Source organism: Nesterenkonia sandarakina (assembly GCF_013410215.1).
Lineage (GTDB): Bacteria > Actinomycetota > Actinomycetes > Actinomycetales > Micrococcaceae > Nesterenkonia > Nesterenkonia sandarakina.
Window position 1 is genome coordinate 1,629,735 of sequence record NZ_JACCFQ010000001.1, and the last position, 22,689, is coordinate 1,652,423.

The following is a 22,689-nucleotide window of genomic DNA, read 5'->3' on the forward strand; positions in this document are numbered from 1 at the left end:
TGGGGCGCATACGGGTGGAATGATCCGGATTCCGGCGACCATTCCACCCGTTATCGCCCCAGGGATTGAGCGGGGTGACCCGGGGCAGGGCTCAGCGGGCGCCGTCGCGGATCGTGCCGTAGTCCAGCGCAGCCCAGAAGTCCCCACGGACGTAGCGCTGCTCGGGCTCCGGGTTGTGATCGAAGGACCGCTTGCGTCCCATGTTCAGCGCCTCGGCGACGAGCCTGCGCCGATCCTGACTCTCCAGGATCCCGGCCTCCAACGCCGCCATGTCATAGCGGGCGTCCAGCTCGCCGCGCAGCCGCGCCACGGTGGCCGCATGCTTCTCCTTGCGCGCCGCGTTGTGCAGCTCATCCGGGTCCGTGGCGAGGTCGAAGAGCTGATCGGGATCACCCGGGCAGATCACGTACTTGTACTGTCCACTGATGATGCTCAGCTGCGGCCGGTAGGTGCCCTCGGCGAGGTACTCGATGATCACCGGGCGGTCCTCGGGTCCGATCTCGCCGGCTTGCTCACCCCGGGCGATCCGCAGCACGGAATCACCGGCGGCCTTCGGCGACGGGGCGCCGGCCAGGTCCACCAGGGTCGGCATCAGGTCCAGCAGCGAGACCGGGGTCTGATGCCGGCCTCGGGGCACCAGGTGTTCTGGGCCGTAGGCGATCAGCGGCACCCGCGAGGAGCGCTCATAGGGGGACATCTTGTACCAGAGGCCCTTCTCGCCGAGCATGTCCCCGTGGTCCGCGGTCACCAGGATCACGGTGTTCTCGCTGAGCCCCAGGGAGTCCAGGCGCTCGCGGATCCGGCCCACGTGGTCATCGATGTAGCTGACCGCCGCGTAATAGGCGCGCCGGGCGTTGCGGACCTGCTCCAGGTCCGGGTAGCGCTCATCGAAGCCGCTCATCGCACGCAGCCGGTGGCTGTGCGGGTCCTCGGCGATATCGGGCACCTCGGGGTGCGCCGGGTCGGGTATCTCCACATCGGCGAACCGGTCCCAGTGCTCCTGCGGCGGCTCATAGGGGTCGTGCGGGTGGATGAAGCTGCTCACCATGAGGAACGGCTGCGCCTCCTCGCCCGCTGCGGCGGCCGCCTGGTTCGCCCGGACCCGGTCGTTGAGGTGACGCAGGGTGCGGAAGCCGACCTCGTCGTCGAAGTCCTGCTGGACCGAGGCCTGGGAGACGCCGGCGGTGAAGACCGGGTCGGCGTCGTGATACCACTGCAGCTTCTGCTCCAGCGGCAGCGTCCAGTCCGGGACCATGTCCAGGTCAGCTGGGTAGACGTCGGTGGTGAGCCGTTCTTCGAATCCATGGTGCTGGTCCGCGCCGATGAAGTGCATCCGGCCCACCAGAGCCGTGTGGTACCCGGCGAGCCGCAGCCGGTGCGCGAAGGTCGGCACCGAGGACGCGAAGTCGTCCCCGTTGTCGAAACATCCCAGCTCAGAGGGCATCACGCCGGTCATCATGGAGGCGCGGGAGGGTGCGCACAGCGGGGAGTTGCAGTAGGCACGGTCGAAGACGGCGCCCTCCTCGGCCAGGGCATCCATGTGCGGGGTCTTCGCGGCGGTGTCGCCGTAGGCGCCGAGCGCCTGGGCGGCCATCTGATCAGCCTGGATGACGACGATGTTCGGGGGTGAGACGCTGGGGGAGTGCTCCGGGGGAGACACGGTTCCGGCGCGGTGTGAGATGTTCTGATGGTCAGACATAGTGTGTCCCTCCTTCGAGATGAGCACTTGTAGGGGCAGGCTGCGCGCGTGAGTGCAGGCATCGCGCCCTGCCAGGGTACAGGTCGCCCTCTGCCGGATTTCGGGGGATCAGCGCGCCTGAAGCGAGAATCAGGAGACAGACAGGGGAGCACAATGACCGAGGCGCAGCACCATTCCGCATCAGCGTCCTGCTGCAGTCCAGGACGCCCGGAAGCGCCGCAGGACGCACCGAAGAGCACTCCGACCATCACCCCGACAGTCACCCCGACGACGACGCCGCCTGGCGCGCTCGAGCCGGCCGCGCGGGCCGCGCTGGTGTCCCGGCTGGCCGCCGCGGCCGGGTCACAGCTCTCACTGATTGGGTTCGCCGCGGACCGGTTCCGGATGGGCAGCGAGGACCCGCAGGCCTACTCAGAGGATGGCGAGGGCCCGGTCCGGACGGCCCGGGTGGAGGCGTTCGCGATCAGTCCCACCACGGTGACCGTGGCGGAGTTCGCCAGGTTCGTCCAGGCCACCGGTCACCTCACCGACGCGGAGCGGCACGGCGATGCGCTGGTGTTCGAAGGTCTGCTCGACCCCGCGCAGCGTGCGGCCGCGCCGGCGCCTGAGCCGTTGACCCCCTGGTGGCGGCAGGTCCGCGGCGCCGCGTGGTTCGCCCCGGAAGGTCCCGGGTCCACCGCTGTGGGACGGGAGGAGCACCCGGTGACTCAGGTGTCTCAGCGCGATGCCCAGGCCTATGCCGACTGGGTCGGCGCCCGGCTGCCCACGGAGACGGAGTGGGAGTATGCCGCCCGCGGCGGACTGGATCAGCAGCCGTATCCCTGGGGATCAGAGCGTGACCCGGAGGGTCGGCGCCGGATGAACATCTTCCCCGGCGAGTTTCCGCAAGGCGTGGTCGGGGAGGTGGGCACCTGTGCGGCGAAGTCTTTCGAGCCCAACGGGTATGGGCTCTACAACACCACTGGCAATGTCTGGGAGTGGACCGCCTCGGGGTTCACCGGCGGTGATGCGGCAGCGCCGGGGGCCTCCGGTGCTGCCCGTTCGGGATCTGATCCGGTGCTGCGCGGGGGCTCCTATATGTGCCACAGCTCGTACTGCCGGCGCTACCGGACCTCGGCTCGGACCTGCGCCTCGGCGGAGACCTCCCTGGGTCACACTGGATTCCGGCTGGCGTTCACACCGGCCAGGCCGGACTGACCACAGCGTCGGGGCGGGTGCGCCGCAGGTACTCCTGCAGGTCCGCGGCCTGCCCGACCTTCCAGCCGGCCTGGAGCCGGTGCAGCTCGGGAGCGGGGATCTGAAGCTGCGGGAATCGTTCCGCCTGGGCGCAGGCCACTTCCACGGCCGCCCAGGCGTCGGGTGCCGCCGAGTGCGCGGCGTCGAGCTCGACCTGATAGTGCAGGCACATCTGGCTCAGCGTGCGCTTGCCGCGGCGGTACTTGTCCACCTGCTTATCGATCACCAGCGGGTCGATGACCGCCACCGGCTCGGTGAACTCCACCCCGTGGCGCAGCGCCTCCTGCTGCAGCACGGTGAAGTCATACGGGGCGTTCATCACGACCACTGCGCTGCCAGCGGCGAACTCTTGTGCGAGGGCGGTGGTGATCTGGGCGACTGCTTCGGCAGCTGGCTGACCGTTGGCCTGGGCGTACTCGGTGGAGATGCCGTGGATCGCGGTGGTCTCGGCCGGGATCTCCACCCCGGGATCTACCAGCCATTCCCGGGTCCGCACGGGATTCCCGGCGGCAGCCGACGACGCGACCGCACCGGACTCGGCCACACCGGGTTCGGCCACGGTCCCGGCCCCGGTCCCGGCCACAGGCTCGACGCCGACCTCTGTGTCATCGAAGATCACCAGTGCCGCGGAGACGATCCTCGCCACCCGCGGGTCCCGGGAGGTGGTCTCCAGGTCGAAGCCGACCCTGCGGCGGGTATGCCAGGACTCGCTGCTGGGGGTGATCTCGAAGAGGGTGGGGGTCTCGGCCATGGCACTACGGTAGCGCGCGGGTGGGACATGGCCGTGGACGTCACCCTGCGCCGCTGAGCGCCGGTGTCCCGCGGCTGCACCAGGTCATGTCCGGGGGCTCTGATTGAATGATCCTCATGGAGTTCGATCAGTCCCAGCATCAGCTGCTCGCCGCCGCGCAGCGGCCCGGACATGGGCCGATCCTGAGCTTCGGCGGTCCCGGCAGCGGCAAGTCGAGCCTGGCCGCCGAGCTTGCGCTGCGTCATCTCGAGTCCGGACAGGACTCCTCCCGGTTGCTGCTGCTTTCACCGACCCGCGCCACCTCGGCGGTGCTGCGCGATCAGGTCGAGGCGGGCTGGGCTCTGCGGGACACCAGTTCAAGGGGCGGCTCGCTCTCGGAACAGCCCTCCCGGTCCTTCGCCTCCTATGCCTTCTGGCTGCTCGGGGAGGCCCGGCGCCGGGAGATCCTCTCCTTCACCGCGCGCCGTCCCCGGCTGCTCTCCGGAGCAGAGCAGGACAGCATCATCCGTGAGCTGCTCGCCACCGATCCTGCCAGCGGGCTGCCGCCGCTGAACTGGCCATCCTCGCTGCAGGAGGCCGCCGGCACCGATGGGTTCCGCAAGGAGATCCGCGAGCTCTTCGACCGCGCGGCCGAATACGGGGTCTCACCCGAGCAGCTGCGCGGCCTGGCCGAACAGTGCCGACGTCCGGAATGGGCGGCCGCAGCAGAGCTCTACCAGCGCTACCGTGAGGACCTCGACGCCGGCGCCAACGCCGATGCCTTCGACCCGGCCGGACTGATCAACGAGGCCTGTAATCTCCTCGAGGAGAACCCCGAGTTCCTGGAGACCGAACGCCAGCGGCTGCGCCGCATCATCGTCGATGACCTCCAGGAGGCCACCCCCTCGGTCTACCGGCTGCTGCGCCTGATCGGAGCCGGCGCCGACGTGCTGGCCTTCGCCAGCCCGGAGACCGCTGTGCAGGGCTTCCGGGGCGCGCGCCCGGACAAGCTGCGCAGCTGGACCGTGGCCCCCCGCCGGGTCACCGCCGAGTCCGTGCTCGGGCTGAACCCCGAGACCGACGCCGAGATCGCGGGCATCGTCCGGCGCAGCATCTCCGGGGCCATGACCCCGGATCCCCACGGCGGGCTGCCCGGGGCCGAGCCCAGCGTGAGGGTGTTGGAGGGCAATCACCGGATCAGTCCCACCGTGGGCCGGGCCTACGCCCGGGCCCTGCGCCGGATCGCCCCGGTGGGACCTCAGCAGCCCAGGCAGCGCTGGCTGCAGCTGCTGAGCGCGCAGCCCGCCCCGGAACCCCAGCAGCCGGCAGCGGACTCCCCAGCCTCCGCTGCCGCACCCCAGGATCCCGCGTCCGGGCCCCCCGCCTCCGCTGCCGAACCCCAGGACCCCGCCGAACCCCAGGACCCCGCCGAACCCCAGGACCCCGCCGCACCTCAGGACCCCGCGACAGAAGACAACGGATCCTGCGCGGTGGAGATCGTGCCGGGAGACTACCTCGCCGAACAGTTCGTCCTGCAGGAGGTCTTGGACCGGCACCACCGGCACGGGGTGCCCTTCGATCAGATCGCGGTCATCGCCCGCAACGGTGCACTGCTCAAACGCCTGGTGCGGATGTTCCAGACCCAGGGTGTCCCGGTGCGCCAATCCATGAGCGATGTGATCCTCAACCAGGAGCCTGCGGTGGCGCCGCTGCTGCGGGCGCTGCACCTGGTGACCGCCCCACCGGAACCTGACACCGAGCATCCCGTGCCGCTGCCAGAGGTGCTCGCGCTGCTGACCAGCCGGTACGGGGAGACCGACTCGATGACCCTGCGCAGCCTGCGCCAGGTGCTGCGCAGCCAGGAACGCCGCCGGCTGCGCGCATTGGCAGACCCTGCTGAGCCGCGAAGCTCCGATGAGCTGTTGGTCGCCGCGGCGAACAACGCGGCGGACCCGGTGTTCGAAGAAGTCCGCGCCCAGGCCCGCTTCCAGCACCTGACCCGCGGGCTGGAGCGGGTCGCCGCGATGCTCGCCGCCGGACACGCCGCCGCGGGCCCCTCCAGCGGACCCGAGGAGCTGCTCTGGGAGATCTGGAACGCCGCCGGGGTCAGCCGCCACTGGGCCGGGCTGACCCGCTGGGCCAGCGCCGAAGGACGCCGCGCCGACCACGACCTCGATGCGGTCATGGCACTCTTCCAGGCCGCGGAACGCTTCTCCGACCAAAACCCGGGAGCCTCGGCCATCGCGTTCGTGGACCACATCGAACGTCTGGAACTGCCGATGGACACCCTGGCGAAGACGTCTTCGGCCGACGTCGCCATCGAGGTCCTCACCCCCGCCAGCGCGGCGGGGCGTGAATTCGACACCGTGATCCTCACCGGACTCCAGGAAGGCGCGTGGCCGAACCTGAATCCGCGCGGGCAGCTGCTGGGCAGCGGACACCTGGTCGACGTCGTGGAGGGTCGCGCCGAGGCTGCGGCGCAGTCCTTGCTGGTGAAACGTATGAACGTGCTCCAGGACGAGTACCGGCTCTTCGCCTCTGCGGTCTCCCGCGCCAAGAACCGGCTCTACGCGGTGGCCGTGCACGCCCAGGAGGAGAGCCCTTCGATGCTCCTGGACCTGGTGGTGCCTCCCGGGGAGCGCGAGGCCCGCAGCGGCGCCATTCCACGTCCGATCACCGCCCACCGGCTGATCGCCGAGCTGCGCCGTCACCTGGAGATCAGCATCCAGTCCCAGCTCGACGACGACGCCGGATCCCGCCTCCCCGAATCCGGCGCCGCCGCGTTGAGCGCCCCGGCGTCCAGCGGGGCGGAGTCCTCCAGCGATCAGGCGACCGAGACCCAGCGCCAGGCGGCAGCCCGCGCGCTGGCCGTGCTCGCCGAGGGTGGACTCATCGGAGCCGAGCCCGGCACCTGGTGGGGTCTGCCCGAACTCAGCACCTCGGCACCGCTGCTGGAGCCCGAGGAGCCGGTCCGGGTCTCTCCCTCCTCGGTGCAGAGCGCCGTGGACTCGCCCCTGCAGTGGTTCACCGGTGCGGCCGGAGGCGTCGAGGCCACCGACTTCAGCCGGATGCTGGGCTCGCTGATCCATGAGATCGCTGAGCACCATCCCGCGGAGACCGACCGCGAGGTGCTCACCGCGGAGCTCGACGCACGCTGGGACAGCCTGGGACGTGAAGCCGGGTGGGAGACCGAGAAGGACCGCTCCCGCGCCCGGGTGATGCTCAAGAAGCTCGCCGGGTACTTCGGCCACGTCCAGGGCCAGGGCCGTGCGGTGATCGCCCGCGAGCTGCAGGTCGAAGCCAGCCTGGAGGTCCCGCTGCCGCCGGACGAACCAGGTGGGGCACCTCAGACACGGTCCGTGGAGATCCGCGGCGTGATCGACCGGGTGGAACGCACCGAGGCCGGCGAGCTCTTCGTCATCGACCTGAAGACCGGCCGCCACAAACCCGCCCAGATCGAGATCCCGACTCACGGGCAGCTGGGCTCCTACCAGCTGCTGGTCGCCCTCGGCGCGGTGGACCGTGCCCTGCACGAAGCCCAGAACGCAGCACCGGCGGCAGAGGATGCCCAGCCAGTTGGCGGCGCAGCCCCCGGGCAGGACGTTCCCGTGGCGTCTCCGGGGTCAGGTGCTGCGCTGCTGCACGTCGGAACCACTGTGGCCAAGACCGACCTGCAGAGACAAGAGCCGCTCACGGCGGAGGACACCTGGCCGCTGGAACAGCTCACCCAGGCCGCCCAGGTGATGAGCGGCAGCGTCTTTGCGGCCTACCACTCACCCAATCAACAGCGTTGCCTGGTCGGCTCGCTCTGCCCGCTCTGCGAGAACACGAAACAGGTGACCCAGCCATGACGGCCCTGCAGACCATGCGCTACAGCGCCCGAGACATCGCCGACGCGCTTCAGCGAGACACGCCCGCCGAGGACCGGAAGTACCCCACCGCCGAACAGCAGGCCGTCATCGAATCCGGGCTGGACCCGATGCTCGTCGTCGCCGGCGCCGGGTCGGGCAAGACCGCCACGATGGCCGACCGGGTGGTCTGGCTGGTGGCCAACGGGATCGTGCGTCCAGATCAGATCCTTGGCGTCACCTTCACCAAGAAGGCCGCCGGTGAGCTGCGCGAGCGGATCACCCGGAAGCTGGAGCAGCTGCTGGAGGCCGAGCTGATCTCCCCGGCCGATGTGGTGCCCGTGGAGGTCTCCGACACCGTAGAGCACGCCGACATCTCCGAGCTGCTCGCCCCCGCGGTCTCCACCTATCACTCCTATGCGAACACCCTGGTGACCGAGTACGGCCTGCAGATCGGCTTGGAGCCCGAGACTCAGCTCATCGGCGAGGCCAAGGCCTGGCAGCTGGTTCATCGCCTGGTCAGCGCCTATGACCGGGCCGAGGTGTGGGTGGAGGCCGAGCAGTCGGCAGGGAACCTGGCCGGGTATGTGATGCGCCTGGCGGGGGACTGCGCCGAGCACCTGCAGTCCCCAGAGGCGGTAGAGGCCCACCTCGACGTCGAGCTGGCCCGGGTGGATGCCTGGGAACAGGCAGGTGCTGAGCTCAAGGGCAAGCAGATCGATCTGGTTCGGGCGCTGCGGGTGCGCCGGGAGATGGCCGAACTGGTCCGCCGCTATCAGGAGAAGAAGCTCACCGACGGGCTGATGGACTACGGGGACCTGCTGCGCTTCGCCGCGCAGATCGCGCAGGACGTGCCCAGCGCGGGGGAGGCCGAGCGGGAGAAGTACAAGGTGGTGCTGCTCGACGAGTTCCAGGACACCTCCTACGCCCAGCTTGCGCTCTTCAGCAGCCTCTACGGCGCCGGAGGCTCCGGCGGCGGGATGGGCCACGCGGTCACCGCGGTCGGGGACCCCAACCAGTCGATCTACGGGTTCCGCGGCGCCTCCGCCGGGCAGCTCTTCGACTTCCCGCAGTCCTTCCCCGCGGTGGACCCCGACACCGACCAGCGCCGACCCGCCGCGCTGCTCCAGCTCACCAAGGCCTGGCGCAACGGGGAACGGATCCTCGACGTCGCGAACCGGCTGGTCGCGCCCTTCGCGCCGGACGCCGCAGACTCACTGGACAAGCCGTGGCGGGCGCATAACGCGCACCTACGAGGACAGCTGAAGCCGCTGAGCCCACCCGACGGCGCCCACACCGGCAGGGTGCGCTATGGCTGGTACACCTCGGATATCGAGGAATCCCAGGCAATCACCGAACAACTCAGTGCGGCGCTGCGCCCCGATGCGCAGCGCGCCCCAGAATCTGAGGCCCCGAGCTGCGCGGTGCTCGCCAGGACCCGCGCCCAACTGGAGACCATCGCCGAGCAGCTGCGCCTGGCCGGGCTGGACTATGAGCTGGTCGGGCTCTCCGGGTTGCTGAGCACCCCCGAGGTCGCCGAGGTGCTCGCCTACCTGCGCGTCATCGCCGACCCCGGCCGTTCCGACGCGCTGATCCGGATTCTCGCCGGGGCCCGGTATCGGATCGGCCCGCGTGACCTGCTGCAGCTGCAGCGCTCCGCGCGCGACCTCGAGGGCCTGCGGCTTCGCGCACCTATCACCGAGCCGCACGAGGGCAGCGCGCAGTCCGGAGAGGACGCGACGTCGGCCGGCGCGGGTGGGCCTGCGGACGCCGAGGACCGGTATGAGTCCACCGAACTGGAGATGGACGAACGTGCCTCTTTGGTCGAGGCGCTGGAACGGCTCAAAGACTCGCCAGACCACGCCGAGCAGCTGGGGCTCTCTGCAGAGGGGCACCGCCGGCTGGTCCTGGCCAAGGAGCAGATCCGCCGGCTGCGGCAGTGGGCCACCCTGGACCTGGGCGTGTTGATCCAGCGCATCGTCAGTGACACCGGGCTCGACATTGAGGTCGCCGCACGGCCCTGGGAGGAACAGCACCATGCCGCTCGGCAGTTGGACGCGTTGATCGATCAGGCCGAGAGCTACGCGGCCACCGAGACCACCCCGGACCTGCGCAGCTTCCTGGACTGGCTGGATGCGGCGGAGGAGAAGGAACGCGGCCTGGAACAAGCCGATGTGGAACCGACCCCCGGGGCGATCCAACTGATGACCATCCATGCCTCCAAGGGACTGGAATGGGACGTGGTCGCTGTGGCGGGGCTGCGCGAGGACAAGTTCCCCAGCGCAAAGGCTGACCGGTGGACCGGCAGCAACGGGATGCTGCCGGCCCGGCTGCGCGGAGATCGCCGCAGCATCCCGCAGTGGGAGTCCGAGCAGCCCGATCTGCGCTCCTGGGCTGTCTCGGCAGGGATAGGCAGCTGGAAGCAGTTCACCGAGGACAACCGGGTCTTCACCCAAGACGTGAAGGACTTCAGCCGGGAGGAGGAACGACGCCTGGCCTACGTCGCGGTGACGCGAGCCAAGAAGTTGCTGCTGTGCACCGGTGCCTGCTTCTACGGCACTTCCGCCGGCAAGGATCCCTCGGAGTTCCTCGAGGAGATCCGCGCGGTGGCCGATGGTCTTGGCGACGCGGCGGCGGCATTGGAGTGGGCAGAGGTCCCCGATATGAAGGCCAACCCGGTGGGCAACGATCTCTTCGGCGCCCAGTGGCCCTATGACCCGCTGGCTCCGCTGTCGATCGGCCGCTATCGCCGGCAGGTCCATGAGGGCGAGCAGACCGCGTTGCCGCAGATCAACACCGTGGAGGCTCCAAAGGTCCAGCCCGGTCGCCGGGCTGCGCTGACCCGGGCCGCCGCTCTGGTGGAGCATGCCATCACCGACCGTGCGCAGTCTGCCGCGACATCCGCCGAGGCCGGCTCGGAGGCTTCACCGCTGACTCCCTGGGAGCAGGAGGCCGAATGGGTGGTGGATCGGGCGAGGGAGCAGCAGCGCGGGACCGGGGAGCCGCATTTCCCGGCGCATATCAGTGTCTCCAGTGTGGTGGGCATGGCGCGTGACGCCGAGTCCATGGCGGAGTTCGCCCGGCGTCCCGTGCCGGTGAAGCCTTCCCAGGCGGCGCGCCGCGGCACCGTCATGCACGAATGGATCGAGGAGTTCTACGAGACCCGCAGCAGGTTGCCCGGAATCGAAGAGCCTTACCGCGGTGATGAGGATCTGGACGACGCCTTTGACCTCTCCACGGTCAAGGAACGCTTCATTCAGACGGAGTGGGCGCAGCGCCGCCTGTACGCCGCCGAGATCCCGGTGGAGACCACCCTGGACGGGGTCGTGATCCGTGGCCGGATCGACGCCATCTTCGGCAAGGACGAGGCCGGCCAGGACCTCACCGCTGAAGACTTCGAGCGCTGGGAGCTGAAGTCAGCGCACGACCGAAATGCTCAGATGCAGCAGTGCACCTGGGACCTGGTCGACTGGAAGACCGGCATGGTCCCCACAGGCAAAGACCTGCGTGAGAAGCAGATACAGCTCGCGGTCTACCGGCTGGCCTTCCATCGGCTCTACGGGGTGCCGCTGGAACAGATCGGAGCGTCCTTCTTCTACGTGGAGCATGGGGTGACTGTGCCGGGGACGGATCTTCCGGAAGAGGATGCGCTGAGGCAGTACCTCCGCGATGCGCGCAGCTACTTCGGCGGATGATTCTTGGTCGGAGTCGTGCGGAGGGTTAACTCGATGTCCAGCAAGACATCCTCGACCGATTCGTGCTCCCAGTAACGGAGTACGGTCCAGCCTTCGTCACCCAGAAGGCGCGAGGTCTCCACGTCGCGCGCTCGGTTGCCCGAAATCTTCTTGGACCAGTAGTCCTGGTTCGTCTTGGGCATGATGAAGTGCCTAGGGCAACCATGCCAATAACAGCCGTCGATCAGGACCACTACCTTGCGACGGGTGAACGCGATGTCGACACTGCGACGGCGGTCCGAAGCGAGCGGTCGGTAGTTGACGCGGAATCGCCATCCCCGAGCATGAAGCGCGCGCCTGATTAGGAGTTCAGGCTTCGTATCCCGACCCCTGTTCGCGCGCATGGTCAGGCGCGCATTCTCGGAGGAAGCCCAGGACTCTGACGTCAGACTGGCTCCGGTGCCATCAGCTTGGTGGCTGTCCACTTAATGTTGGCGGGGACGCTGGGGTACGGCTCCGAGCGGAACGATTTGAAGAGCGCTTCGAAGATGACTCTTGCGCCTTCGACTGGCACCGCCATGCCGATCTGCTTGCGAACGCTGCTGACACCACCGTGGAACCGGAAATTGTCGGGGAAGGTCTGGAGCCGAGCGCGCTCACGGTTGGTCAGTGCTCGGTCCTCGGACCAGTGGTAGATGTGCGTGCCTCCGCCACCGGAACCTGTCACGGTGTAGCTGGGCTTGTTTCGTTCGAGTCGGCGGTAGATGTTGCTGAGAGTGACGCCCTTGACGTTCAGTGCCAGTTCTCCTTCGAGGCCCGCGTTGAACGCGTTCTTACCCTCGGGAATCGCCCGCAGTCGCTTGATCACGTTGAGGCTGTGCCTCGTGAGTTCTTGGTGGCTGACGTTAGGCGCAATTCCCGCCAGAGCCTCTTGAACAGTGACGTGGTTGTTCACCGTATTCGGTGCGGGGATAGCGAACCTCACTCCTCGCTCCACTTCATCCTCGCGTATACCGACGATTATGACGCGGTGGCGCTTCTGCGGGACCCCGTAATCCTCGAACCGATAGAGATGGGGAGTCAGGCGGTATCCGGTCTCGGCCAGAGCGTTGAGGATCTGGGGGAGGGCCTGTCCGGAATTCGAACTGCGTAGACCTGAGACGTTCTCTGCAACGAACCAGCGCGGTTGCTTCTTCTTCAAGACCTCTACGCCATTCTGATAGAGCGGCCCGAACCTTCCGTTGAGTCCAAGGTTCTCGCCGACTGTGCTGAAGTCGTTGCAGGGGAAGCCGAAAGCAAAGCCGTCGATCTCTCCGAGTGCACCTATGTCGAGGGTCCTGACGTCGGAGCAGTGGACGTTCTCTGGCGCGACATCGACATTGCGCCGGTAGGTGGCGCACGTGTCTGCATCAATGTCGTTCGCCCACGCGTGCACGAGTTTCACACCCACGTCTGTGGCGGCCTGACTGGCGCCCAGAGCCATGCCGCCGGGGCCTGAAAAAAACTCCCCCATTCTGAATCGTGCGCTCATTCCGACTCCTCCGGTTACCTGTCCCTTGCGGACAGTTCAGCTCATCCAAATCTAGCAGCTCTATGGGCGCCCTGTCGTTGACACTTGGATCGACAGAACATGCGGGTTCATTCGAATGTACCTTCGACCTAGGACACGAGTCGCTGTCCTTGTTTGCCCCCTACGTTCCTGACATCTTCAACGACCTTCGAGCACTGCCCCGAGGTCGTGACGTGGGCGGAACGGTTCCACCGAGGCAGTCGAGTCAGTGATCACCTCGCCGTGCTTGGCAAAAATGGACTCCAAGAAGGGGTCCCGCTGTGGGACATGTCATATGCGTATGATTCGATTTAGCTTACTGATCGAACCGATAACCAAAGTGGAGCCTGATGTTCGAGAATCATCTTCAGATTCGCCCAAGCCCCAAGCTCATGGAGAGCATGCGGGCACTGGGTTACACCTCAGACGTAGCGGTCGCAGACATCGTCGACAACAGCTTGGATGCAGGCGCAAGCTCGATTGAGATCCGAGGTGATGTCAGCGACGAACCTGCCTGGCTTTGGGTATCCGACAACGGTCAAGGCATGACACTCACCCAGATGGTGGAGGCTCTGAAGCTCGCAGCCGTATCAAGCGTGGACGCACGGGGTGAGAATGACCTCGGCCGATTCGGTCTCGGCCTGAAGACCGCCAGCTTTTCACAGTGTCGACGTCTGACAGTTATTTCGCGGCGGGATGGTGTCACGCACGGAATTCGATTCGATCTCGACGAGTTAAGGGAGTCCGATGACTGGTCTGTGAGACGGCTCGAGGAATCGGACTTGGGTGAAGTCCCGGGGTTCCAGGACTTCTCGAAGCAGGAGTTCGGAACCTTGGTCTGCTGGCAGAAGCTTGATCGACTGATGGAGAGCCGCTCGAGCGGCGCTGCAGGAATGGGCGAGGTGATTGCTGAATTGAGAGCACACCTCGGATTGACATTTCATCGGTTGCTGGCGCCAGAGGACCATATTCGAGGTCGGCTGTCCATGGTCTTGAACGGTCGCGCCGTTCAGCCGATCGACCCCTTCCTGCGCCAGAACCGCGCGGTGGAGATGACATCGCCGGAAGCTATAAAGATCGGAAATGACACGATCAAGGTCCAGGCGTTCACATTGCCCGACTCATCTTTGATCACAGGCCCGGACGCCGAGCGTAAGGACCTCCGGGATGGCATGTACGCAGCTCAAGGATTCTATTTCTACCGCAACAGGCGACTGATCAGTCACGGTGGGTGGGCCAACCTTGGTGGGCGGCGAGACTCCACCAAGCACAGCAGGATACTTGTGGACCTGCCCAACTCCACAGACGACCAGTGGCAGCTCGACGTAATGAAGAACAAAGTCGTTCCTCCCGCGTCAGTGCGACGCCAGTTGGCGAGATTCTACGAAGTGGGAAGCAGGAAAAGTGGCAGAATAATTTCCTATCGCGGCCGGCGAGTTTCTAGCCCAGATGTTGAGTATGCGTGGATCCCGGTGACCGAGCGGGGAGGATTTCGATATGAGCCCAACATTGAACATCCAGTGCTAGATGACGCCTTGACTGATCTCTCGCAGACTCAGCGGGACAAGATGGTCCGCGCTTTGCGCCATCTCGGACTACTGATCCCATACGGCGATATTAGACGTCGGATGTCGATAGATGACGAGGTGCCGGCACGGGAGCACCAGGATGCCCTTGTCCAACACGTGCTTGACGTGGTTGCAACCCTTGAGCTCGATTTGCTGAGTCCAGAAACGGTCGGGGCGGTCCTGCAGCACATTGAGCCTTTCGCGGGCCGACGAGATTTAGAGCAGATCATCGCCCGTGCGGCACAAGCCCATCGATAGCGCCACGAAAGAGGTAGAAGAACCATGAGCGACTCTACAGTTAGAGCGAGACTCTCACGCAGCTTCGAAGACATGCCCGCGTACAACCAATTGACGTCCATGGTGATCGGCTGGGCGGATGGCCTCAAAGCCGGAGCTATCCCTACGGAGCTTGAACTGCGCGGAATGGTGCAAAACGTCGCGAATATGCTCGATTTTGCAGGAGACCTAGGTCATGGCGACCGTGATGGCGTTCTGGACTCAGTCACCAGGGAACTGCTGACACGGGTGAATACGACGCAGACCATCGGAGAAGCAGTCGCGTCGTACTATCGACCCTGGATTGGCGATGCCTGGGCGGATGCTGGTCGCGACTGGGAATACTGGAACACCTACAAGCGACTGTTGCAGAAGCAGGGTCGCCCACCGAAAATGCTCACAACACTCGAGGAAGACGTCAAGAACATTCTCGAGCTTGTTGGGGATCCTCGGGAGGAGGGGCACTGGCAGCGCAGGGGTCTGGTCATGGGTGATGTCCAGTCGGGAAAAACCTCGAATTTCGTCGGTTTGATGAATATGGCTGCTGACGCGGGATATCGCCTATTTGTTGTCGTGGGTGGTCACACCGAGGACCTGCGTTCGCAGACTCAGGACCGTGTGGACGAGGGATTTATTGGGCGCAGGTCAATTGATCTCGATGGTCGAAATCTAAAGGGGGACCGGCTTGTCGGCGTAGGTCCATTGCGGGACCGCAACTCCATAATCTCTGTGACGACGACTGAGACCGACTTCGTTGCGAGTTCACGCCGTGCTCTGCAGCTTGGAGACCTAGATAACAGTGTTTCCGCTCCAGTGGTACTAGTTGTTAAAAAGAACTCGAGCATCCTCAAAAACCTTGCAGCGTGGTTAAAAAAGGCCTCCAATAATGGAGTCTTGGAACTTCCTACGATGTTCATAGACGACGAGTCTGACTATGCGTCGGTCAATACGAATAAAAAAGACCAGGAGGAGGCTACGGCTGTCAATAGGGCGATTCGCTCGATCCTGGAGACTTCGCAACGCTCTACTTACATTGGTTTCACTGCGACCCCGTTTGCCAATGTTCTCACGGACCCGTCTTCCAATGGTGATCTTTTTCCACGGCATTTTGTGTATTCGCTCTACGCTCCAAATAATTACAGCGGAGCAAAAGAGTATTTCGAGAATAATAAGTCGTTGCACGCCAGAAACCAAGTCGAAGATGCTGAGGGAAGCTTTCCGTTCAAACATAAGTCGACCCACAAGGTGCCCCAGCTTCCAGACAGTCTATTAGAGGCAATCGATGCCTTTATCGTGTCTTGCGCTGTGACGAACTTGCGGGGTGGAATCAAGTCCACTCGTTCCATGCTGGTCAACGTGAGTCGCTTCAAGGGTGTTCAGAGGCAGGTGCACGACCTGGTGGAGGAGCACGTCGAGAGTATCGCCAGCGTGGTGCGCAACGTCGGAGCAGCGCCCGCTCGCGATGATCAAGCACCGGAAGCGGTCCTCCGGCTCAGAGATGCCTGGGCGAGGGAGTATGCCGATCTAGACTATTCGTGGGAGGAGGTCTTCGCAGCCCTCCCCGATGCGGCTGAAGTCATAGAAGCGGAGCTCGTAAACGGCGATACCGCGAAGCAGCGAGCCGAAGGGGCAGACGCCAGGGCGCGAAGTCACAGTGACCGAGGACGCCGATACATAGCCGTTGGCGGTGCCATCTTGTCTCGCGGTCTTACGCTTGAAGGCCTCGTGGTCAGCTACTTCTACCAGCGTACCCAGTTGTCTGACACGCTTCTGCAGATGGGTCGTTGGTTCGGTTATAGAGACTCATACAAGGATCTTGTTCGAATCTGGCTTCCACTCGAGGTGATGGAGTGGTTCCTCTTCACCGCTGAAGCGTTGGAGGACATCAGAAAAGATGTGAGTCGCATGAGAAGGCTTGAAATGACGCCCGAGGATTTTGGTCTCAAGATCCAGAAGCACCCTGAGGCACTTAAGGTCACAGCAGCGAACAAGATGCGCCACGCCGATAGTGCGGAAGTGAACCTGGCCTTCGATAAGTTGTCTGTAGAAACGAAGACGGCTGCGATCCACGAAGAAGCCGGCGCGGCCAATCGGCGAGCATTACTCGATCTCGTCGTTGCTTGTGAAAATGAAATGTCTGATCCTGGACTGCCTGCGGAAAAGTCGCAGGTAGGTGCGACCTCAGCTCTCGCCTATTCGCGTGTCGGGCGCCTGGTCGTAGAAGACTTTTTCTCGAGTTTCGTTCCGGGACCAGTCGACACAAACTTTGCTCGCAACTCGCTCACTGGTTCGTTTGTCTCCGACTACGTGCGGTCTATGAATCATGAAGAGGGAGAAATATGGGACGTCGTGGTCATATCTGGAGAAGGAAGTCCGGTTGATGAGCTAAGTCCATATGGCAAGGTCTTTGCCAACCAGCGCAATCAAGCGAATCTCATAAGTGATAGTCCTCGGCCGCATATCAAATTTGCCAATAGTCGTGTTGCTTCAGGGGAGAATCTCGTTACAGCAGCCCGGAGTCTTCGTAACGGCCCAGATTCTAGATGGGCTGATGTCCTCCTTAGGAGGCAGGAGGAGTTGCTCGAGGAGGCAGTGGACACAACAAAGAAGCGCAAGCTCTCCGAATCGGAGGTCTTGCAGACGATCGATAGGCCGATTCTCCTCGTTTACCCGATTCAGGCACGCCGGCCGAACTCCGATCTCTCGATTGGGCCCGAAGACGGGGTACTGGGTCTCAAGCTGGCCTTCCCGGCCCTTCGGGACGAACTCGGTGCGATCGTGGAGGGTGTCCCGAACGTGAGATATGTCGTAAATCAGATTTGGCTGCGAGAGGCGGGACTTGATTCAGAGGATCGCGTAATGGGAGATGAGGAACGAGATGAATGACTTCGAGACTCCCCCGCTGGATTGGTTCGTTGTTCAGGCAGAGGAACTGCGAAGCAAAAGCGCGGGGGTTGGCAAACGCGTACATGCGGAGTTTCTTGACTTGCGGTTCCAGAACTTTGGAAGCAACCGAGTGGGTCTCCGTATAGCGCTCGACACTCGTCCAAGGATCGCCACGACACTGCAGCTAGTCCGCTGCGATGTGCGAAGAGTGAGCGACGGTTGGGTTCTGGACGTGGTCGAGCGTGAACAGGGGGCATCAGAGCAGGCTGCCCCCTTTTTTCGTGATCTTGCCCGAAGACTTGGGCAAGCCAATCAGGAAACAGCACTCGTGCATGTCGAATCCACGCTGGGAGCCTGGCGCACCGCGTTTGCCGCGCGTCGTGACCTATTGTCCGACGAGGAAATGATCGGTCTCTTCGGCGAACTCGAGGTGCTCGGTGTCATTCTGGATCGTGGTCTGGCGGGCTCCGAGCCAATCCCTTCCTGGACAGGGCCCGGAGGGTCTGATCATGACTTCACACTTCCCGGGCTCTATCAAATTGAATGCAAGGCCACCGCGCCGCACTCGGAGAAGCTCCACATCAGCAACGAGGATCAGCTCGAGTCCAAGGATATGTCGCTCTATCTGGCATGTGTCAGGGCCGCCATCGTCCAGGACGCTCGATCGGGGACCACGCTGCCTGAAGTTGTGCATCAGATTGAATCCAAACTGCGTGACGACGGCTCCGTTCAGCTGTTCCATCAAAAACTGGATGCAGTGCATTTCGACCGCCTGGATCGTAGGTACGAAGATGTCGCGATCGAATTGACCTCTATCGACTACTACGAGGTGCGAGACGGAGCGCCGCGCATAGTGCCGGGAGACCTCCACGCCGGGGTCTCTCGGGTCAAGTACCAGATACGCACCAATGATCTGGCTCCATACAAAGTTCCTGAACTGCCGCACGCGTCAATCTCGAAGAGGATGTGAATATGGATTTCTCCCAGTTTCAGGCAGGTCTGGTGAACGATGGACGGACCCGAGCCGAGACGGACCTGACCACCTTCGAAGAGGCCATAGGTCTCGTGCTGTGTGATCTTCTTGAGGAACTTGAGATAGTCCAGGACCTCCAGGTGTTCCACGCCCGCACCAGGGGTGTGAGGAATCGCCAGCTGGCAATCGAGGCGGTCGGTGAGGATCCCGTTGACGGAACTACCTCTATCGTTGTGGTCCTGAATACGCCAGACGTCGATTCTTCGCTCAAGAAGACCGACATTGACCGCGCAGTTGCTGGTGCTGAGCAGTTCGTGAGGCTTGCTACAGCAGGGGACCTGCAGCCACACTTGGAGGAAAGCGCCCCCGCCTACGAGTTGGCAGAGTACTTCAGAGATAGATCCTCGGACACGGATCGCTACCGCGTTGAGGTGGTCAGCAATGCGAGCGCCACACAGGGTGTGAAACAGCTGTCCTTTGAGCCTGCGACCATCGGCGGCGCAACGATGACTTTCCGGGTCTGGGACGCGGCACGCCTGCACAACACGGTTAGTTCCAGCTCGCAGCGGGAGCCGATCGAAATCGTCCTGGGGGAGGAAGGCGAGGGCGTGCCGTGTGTGCACGGCGGGACCACGGAGGAGGGCATCAAAACTTACCTCTTCACGATCTCGGGGCGTCATCTGGCTTCCATCTATGACGATTTCGGATCACGGGTTCTCGAGTCCAATGTGCGCGGCTTCCTGAGCGCCCGAGGAAATGTGAACAAGGGTATCCAATGGACGCTCAACAACGACCCGGGCATGTTCCTCGCCTTCAACAACGGTCTGACAACCACGGCCACAGATGTCACGCTCGAGCAACATGCTGGCGCGCTCCGAATCAAGTCTTTGAAAGATTGGCAGATCGTGAATGGGGGCCAGACGACGGCCTCTATGTGGTACTTCGCCAACCAGAACAAGAAGCGAAATCCTGAAAAACTCGCAAATCTCGATGGAGCCTCAGTTCAGGTGAAGCTTGTAGTGGTCGATGACGAGCGTGCATCTGAGATCGTTCCCGATATCGCTCGCTACGCCAACAGTCAGAACAAGGTCAATCTGTCAGACTTCTCATCTAATTCACCCTTCCAGAAGTTGCTGGACCGCCAAAGCCGACACGTCCTCGCACCCTCCCAAGAGGTTCAGTACGACACCCGGTGGTTCTACGAAAGAACCAGAGGAGCATACGAGAATGCGCGGGCTCGAACATTCGGTGCACGCGTCCGCGAGTTCGACGCTCATAATCCTAAGAGCCAGAAGTTCGACAAGCTTGAGGTCGCCAAGGTCGAGAACATCTGGCGATTCGCGCCTCAGGTGGTGAGTAAGGGAGCCCAGTCCAGCTTCTTGTATTTCTCAGAGTTGATCGCCAAAGAATGGAATCGTGACGAGTCCCAGTTCAACGACGCCTACTACCGTGATCTGATCGCCCGCTTGATCTTGTTCCGCAGCACGCGGAGCCACGTACAGGAGGCCGCGTGGTACACGACTGGCTACCTGGCCAACATCGTCGCTTATGGAATGAGCAAGTTCTTCTACGATCTCCAGGACATGTTCGACGAGCACCTGATCGATCTGGGAGCTATCTGGCGAGAGCAATCCTGCGACGCGCGCGTCATGGAGAATATTGACGTCGCATGTGAGGCTGCTCGCGAGCATCTCACGCGCGCCGACAGGCCTCAGGAAAACGTCACGCAGTGGGCCAAGCAGGACCTCTGCTGGACGACCTTCCGCGATACTCCCCTTGAGTATTTTGAAACCGCAGAGGATGTAGTCGTCTCAGAGGCGGAACGCGCGGTAGAGATTGCGGCGGCCAAGGAGGAGCGGGTCGAAGAGTCGAAGTTGCTGGGCTACTTCGATCTTTTCAAGGTTGATCCAAAGACTTGGCCTGCACTCAAAGAGTTCACCGGGCAGAACTTCGCGCTGTCCGAGAAAGAAACCGGCGTACTGCGTGCCATGGTCACCAAGAACTATGTGACGGAATCCCAGGGTAAAGTCCTGTCATCACTCCTGAAGAAGGCCGAGAAAGAGGGCTTCCGGGCCTGACCAAGAGTGGCTGGTCGTGGGCAGAGCGGGCCCGGCGGTCTCAGTCAAAGTATGACGACGCGTACGCCGCATCAAAGAACGCCCGCTCGATCGCCACGATCCGCTTCCACCGTGCGGACAATCGTGCACCGTCGTCAGACGCCAGCGGCGGGGCCACTCGGTTCAGCTCATCGATCAGGAACTGGGTCCACGCCCGGAAGTCCTCCCCGCGGTGCAGGTCTATCCAGCCCCGGTGCTTCGACGCCTCGGGCAGGGGCAGATCGCGCTGGCCCCAGTCCAGGTACAGCCACTCCGCGATCACCAGCACCACCAGAAGGTCTGCGTAGTCTCTGGACCGAGCCACCTCCCACATCTGGGCGATGAACTCCTCCGTGGGCGCGGCAAGATCCGGACTGACGACATCCGAATCGGGCACGCCCAGCTCGGCGAAGCTCTGCTGGAAGTATCCATCCTCATCAGCGGCGAGCATCCCGAGCTGAGCAGCGAAGCGCAGCCGCGCCGGCTTGGAATCGGTGGTGGCCACGCAGGCGCCCAGCATCGCGATGAAGGCGTCGAAAAACTGGTAGTCCTGCACCAGATAGCGAGCCAGCACCTCATCGCTGAGCGTCCCGTCAAACAGCTCGTCAACGAACCGATGGTTCACCGAGGCGTCCCAGTCTTCGGCCGTGGCCAGCCGCAGCGCTCCGGCGAAACTGTCCGCGGCGACGTCGGCGGTGGTGGTGGAGAAGGTGGTGGGGGAACTCATGGACTCAGCCTACTCACCTGGCTCAGCGCACCTCAGCAGCGTGAAGCGACTAGATCGCAGTCCGCGGAGTCTTCATCTTCCGGGTCAGGTGGATCGCGTAGAGCGCGACCATCACGCCCAGCACGGCGGCGCCGGCCCCGACATAGCTCGGGGCGCGCAGACCCATCTCTGCGGCGATCACCTGGCCGCCCACCAGGGCTCCCAGAGCGTTGGCGGCGTTGAACGCGGAATGGTGCAGGGAGGCTGCCAGCTGGGGTGCATCCGGTGCGGTGTCGATCAGGTGGGTCTGCATCGACGGGCCCAACGCGCTGGCCGAGACCCCGACCAGGAAGAGGAAGATCAGCATCAGCGCCGGGATGTGTGCCGTGGAGGCGAAAAGCACCATGAACACCGCCACCAGTGTCATGGCGATCACCACGGTGCCCAGCACGGACTTATCCGCCGCCCAGCCGCCGACGAAGTTGCCGACCACCATGCCGGCGCCGAAGAGCCCGACCACCCAGGGCAGCGAGCTCTCGCTGAACCCGGTGATCTCGGTGCTGACCGGGGCGATATAGGAGTACAGCGCGAACATGCCGGAGAAGCCGACCACGGCGAGCATGATGCCCACCCAGAGCCGCTTGTTCTTCAGGCCCTTGATCTCCGACCGCATCGTGGCTTTGGCCGGGGGCATCTGCCGCGGGGCGTAGCGGGCCACCGCGACCATCGTGATCAGCGCCAGCACGATCACCGAGATGAACATCCAGCGCCACCCGAACGCCTGACCCAGCGCGGTCACCAGCGGCACACCGAGCACGTTGGAGATCGCCAGACCACCCAAGACGACGGCGATCGCCCGGCTGCGCTTGGCGGGGCCCGCCATCTCCGCCGCCATCAACGCCGCCACGGCGAAATACGCGCCGTGGGGGAGTCCGGAGAGGAACCGAGCCAGCAGCATGGTCTCGTAGTTCGGCGCGAAGAAGCTCAGCACGTGCCCAAAGACGAAGACGCCCAGCAGCAGCAGAGCATAGGACTTCCGCTCCCGCTTGGCGCCCAGGATGGAGAGGATCGGCGCGCCCACCACCACACCGATGGCGTAGGCGCTGATCAGCATGCCAGCCTGCGGGATAGTGATGCCGAGATCGGCCACCGCCTCCAGCTGGAGTCCCATGATCGCGAACTCGGTGACCCCGACTGCGAAGCCACCGATGGACAGCGCGACGATGGCCAGCGCCACCTGCCTGCGGGTGTACTTCGGCTTGGCCGGGGTCGCGCCCGTCGCAGGTGCGTTCGCTGGGGTCTGTTCCGCCGTGGTCATATCGTCATCCTGTGCTGCAGCCGGTCAAGGGGAGAGCGCACCTGTCACAGCGCGCATGAAGCCTGCCAAACCCGGACGCCGGGGGAGACACTCACCCGACAACTGCGCCGCGGCGGGGATCATTCCCGAC

At 64.1% G+C, this 22,689-nt stretch carries 13 protein-coding genes; 7 read left to right on the forward strand and 6 right to left on the reverse strand.

The features are described from left to right. Positions 1-91: 91 nt before the first annotated feature. Positions 92-1,699, reverse strand: a complete 1,608-nt coding sequence (betC, locus tag HNR11_RS07595) for a choline-sulfatase (protein WP_179441797.1) — start codon at positions 1,697-1,699, stop codon at positions 92-94. Between the two features lie 153 nt (positions 1,700-1,852). Between betC and HNR11_RS07600 the strand changes: the two genes are divergently transcribed. Further along, positions 1,853-2,896 carry an SUMF1/EgtB/PvdO family nonheme iron enzyme gene (locus tag HNR11_RS07600; RefSeq protein WP_179441798.1) on the forward strand — a complete coding sequence of 348 codons (1,044 nt, stop codon included), beginning with the start codon at positions 1,853-1,855 and terminating at the stop codon, positions 2,894-2,896. On the opposite strand, the gene HNR11_RS07605 is transcribed toward HNR11_RS07600, so the two are convergent. Beyond that, the gene (locus tag HNR11_RS07605; protein ID WP_179441799.1) at positions 2,874-3,686 is read right to left on the reverse strand and encodes a 3'-5' exonuclease; all 813 of its coding nucleotides are present in this window, start codon (positions 3,684-3,686) and stop codon (positions 2,874-2,876) included. The two genes, HNR11_RS07600 and HNR11_RS07605, sit on opposite strands and share 23 nt — an antisense overlap. Positions 3,687-3,802: 116 nt before the next feature. Here HNR11_RS07605 and HNR11_RS07610 point away from each other — a divergent pair, with 116 nt between their 5' ends. Continuing rightward, positions 3,803-7,516, forward strand: a complete 3,714-nt coding sequence (locus HNR11_RS07610) for an ATP-dependent DNA helicase (RefSeq protein WP_179441800.1) — start codon at positions 3,803-3,805, stop codon at positions 7,514-7,516. Next, positions 7,513-11,208 carry an ATP-dependent helicase gene (locus HNR11_RS07615; RefSeq protein ID WP_179441801.1) on the forward strand — a complete coding sequence of 1,232 codons (3,696 nt, stop codon included), beginning with the start codon at positions 7,513-7,515 and terminating at the stop codon, positions 11,206-11,208. Before HNR11_RS07610 ends, HNR11_RS07615 begins: the two co-directional genes overlap by 4 nt. On the opposite strand, the gene HNR11_RS07620 is transcribed toward HNR11_RS07615, so the two are convergent. Continuing rightward, positions 11,193-11,672: a very short patch repair endonuclease gene (locus tag HNR11_RS07620; protein WP_343050615.1), complete on the reverse strand. Its 480-nt coding sequence runs from the start codon at positions 11,670-11,672 to the stop codon at positions 11,193-11,195. The genes HNR11_RS07615 and HNR11_RS07620 overlap by 16 nt on opposite strands. Continuing rightward, complete coding sequence (locus HNR11_RS07625) at positions 11,633-12,718, reverse strand: DNA cytosine methyltransferase (RefSeq protein WP_179441802.1); 1,086 nt, start codon at positions 12,716-12,718, stop codon at positions 11,633-11,635. Before HNR11_RS07625 ends, HNR11_RS07620 begins: the two co-directional genes overlap by 40 nt. A gap of 368 nt (positions 12,719-13,086) precedes the next feature. Here HNR11_RS07625 and HNR11_RS07630 point away from each other — a divergent pair, with 368 nt between their 5' ends. The 4 genes from HNR11_RS07630 (at position 13,087) to HNR11_RS07645 (ending at position 20,517) form a co-directional block, all read left to right on the forward strand. Beyond that, positions 13,087-14,562: an ATP-binding protein gene (locus tag HNR11_RS07630; RefSeq protein WP_179441803.1), complete on the forward strand. Its 1,476-nt coding sequence runs from the start codon at positions 13,087-13,089 to the stop codon at positions 14,560-14,562. 72 nt (positions 14,563-14,634) lie between these two features. Then, on the forward strand, positions 14,635-17,466 hold the full coding sequence (locus tag HNR11_RS07635) for a Z1 domain-containing protein (protein WP_179441804.1): 2,832 nt from the start codon (positions 14,635-14,637) through the stop codon (positions 17,464-17,466). After that, positions 17,459-18,436 carry a PD-(D/E)XK motif protein gene (locus HNR11_RS07640; protein ID WP_179441805.1) on the forward strand — a complete coding sequence of 326 codons (978 nt, stop codon included), beginning with the start codon at positions 17,459-17,461 and terminating at the stop codon, positions 18,434-18,436. Before HNR11_RS07635 ends, HNR11_RS07640 begins: the two co-directional genes overlap by 8 nt. Positions 18,437-18,438: 2 nt before the next feature. Then, positions 18,439-20,517, forward strand: a complete 2,079-nt coding sequence (locus HNR11_RS07645) for an AIPR family protein (RefSeq protein ID WP_179441806.1) — start codon at positions 18,439-18,441, stop codon at positions 20,515-20,517. Positions 20,518-20,557: 40 nt separating this feature from the next. Here HNR11_RS07645 and HNR11_RS07650 read toward each other — a convergent pair whose 3' ends face one another. Beyond that, complete coding sequence (locus HNR11_RS07650; protein WP_179441807.1) at positions 20,558-21,262, reverse strand: TenA family protein; 705 nt, start codon at positions 21,260-21,262, stop codon at positions 20,558-20,560. 49 nt (positions 21,263-21,311) lie between these two features. After that, complete coding sequence (locus tag HNR11_RS07655) at positions 21,312-22,559, reverse strand: MFS transporter (RefSeq protein WP_179441808.1); 1,248 nt, start codon at positions 22,557-22,559, stop codon at positions 21,312-21,314. Positions 22,560-22,689 lie beyond the last annotated feature (130 nt).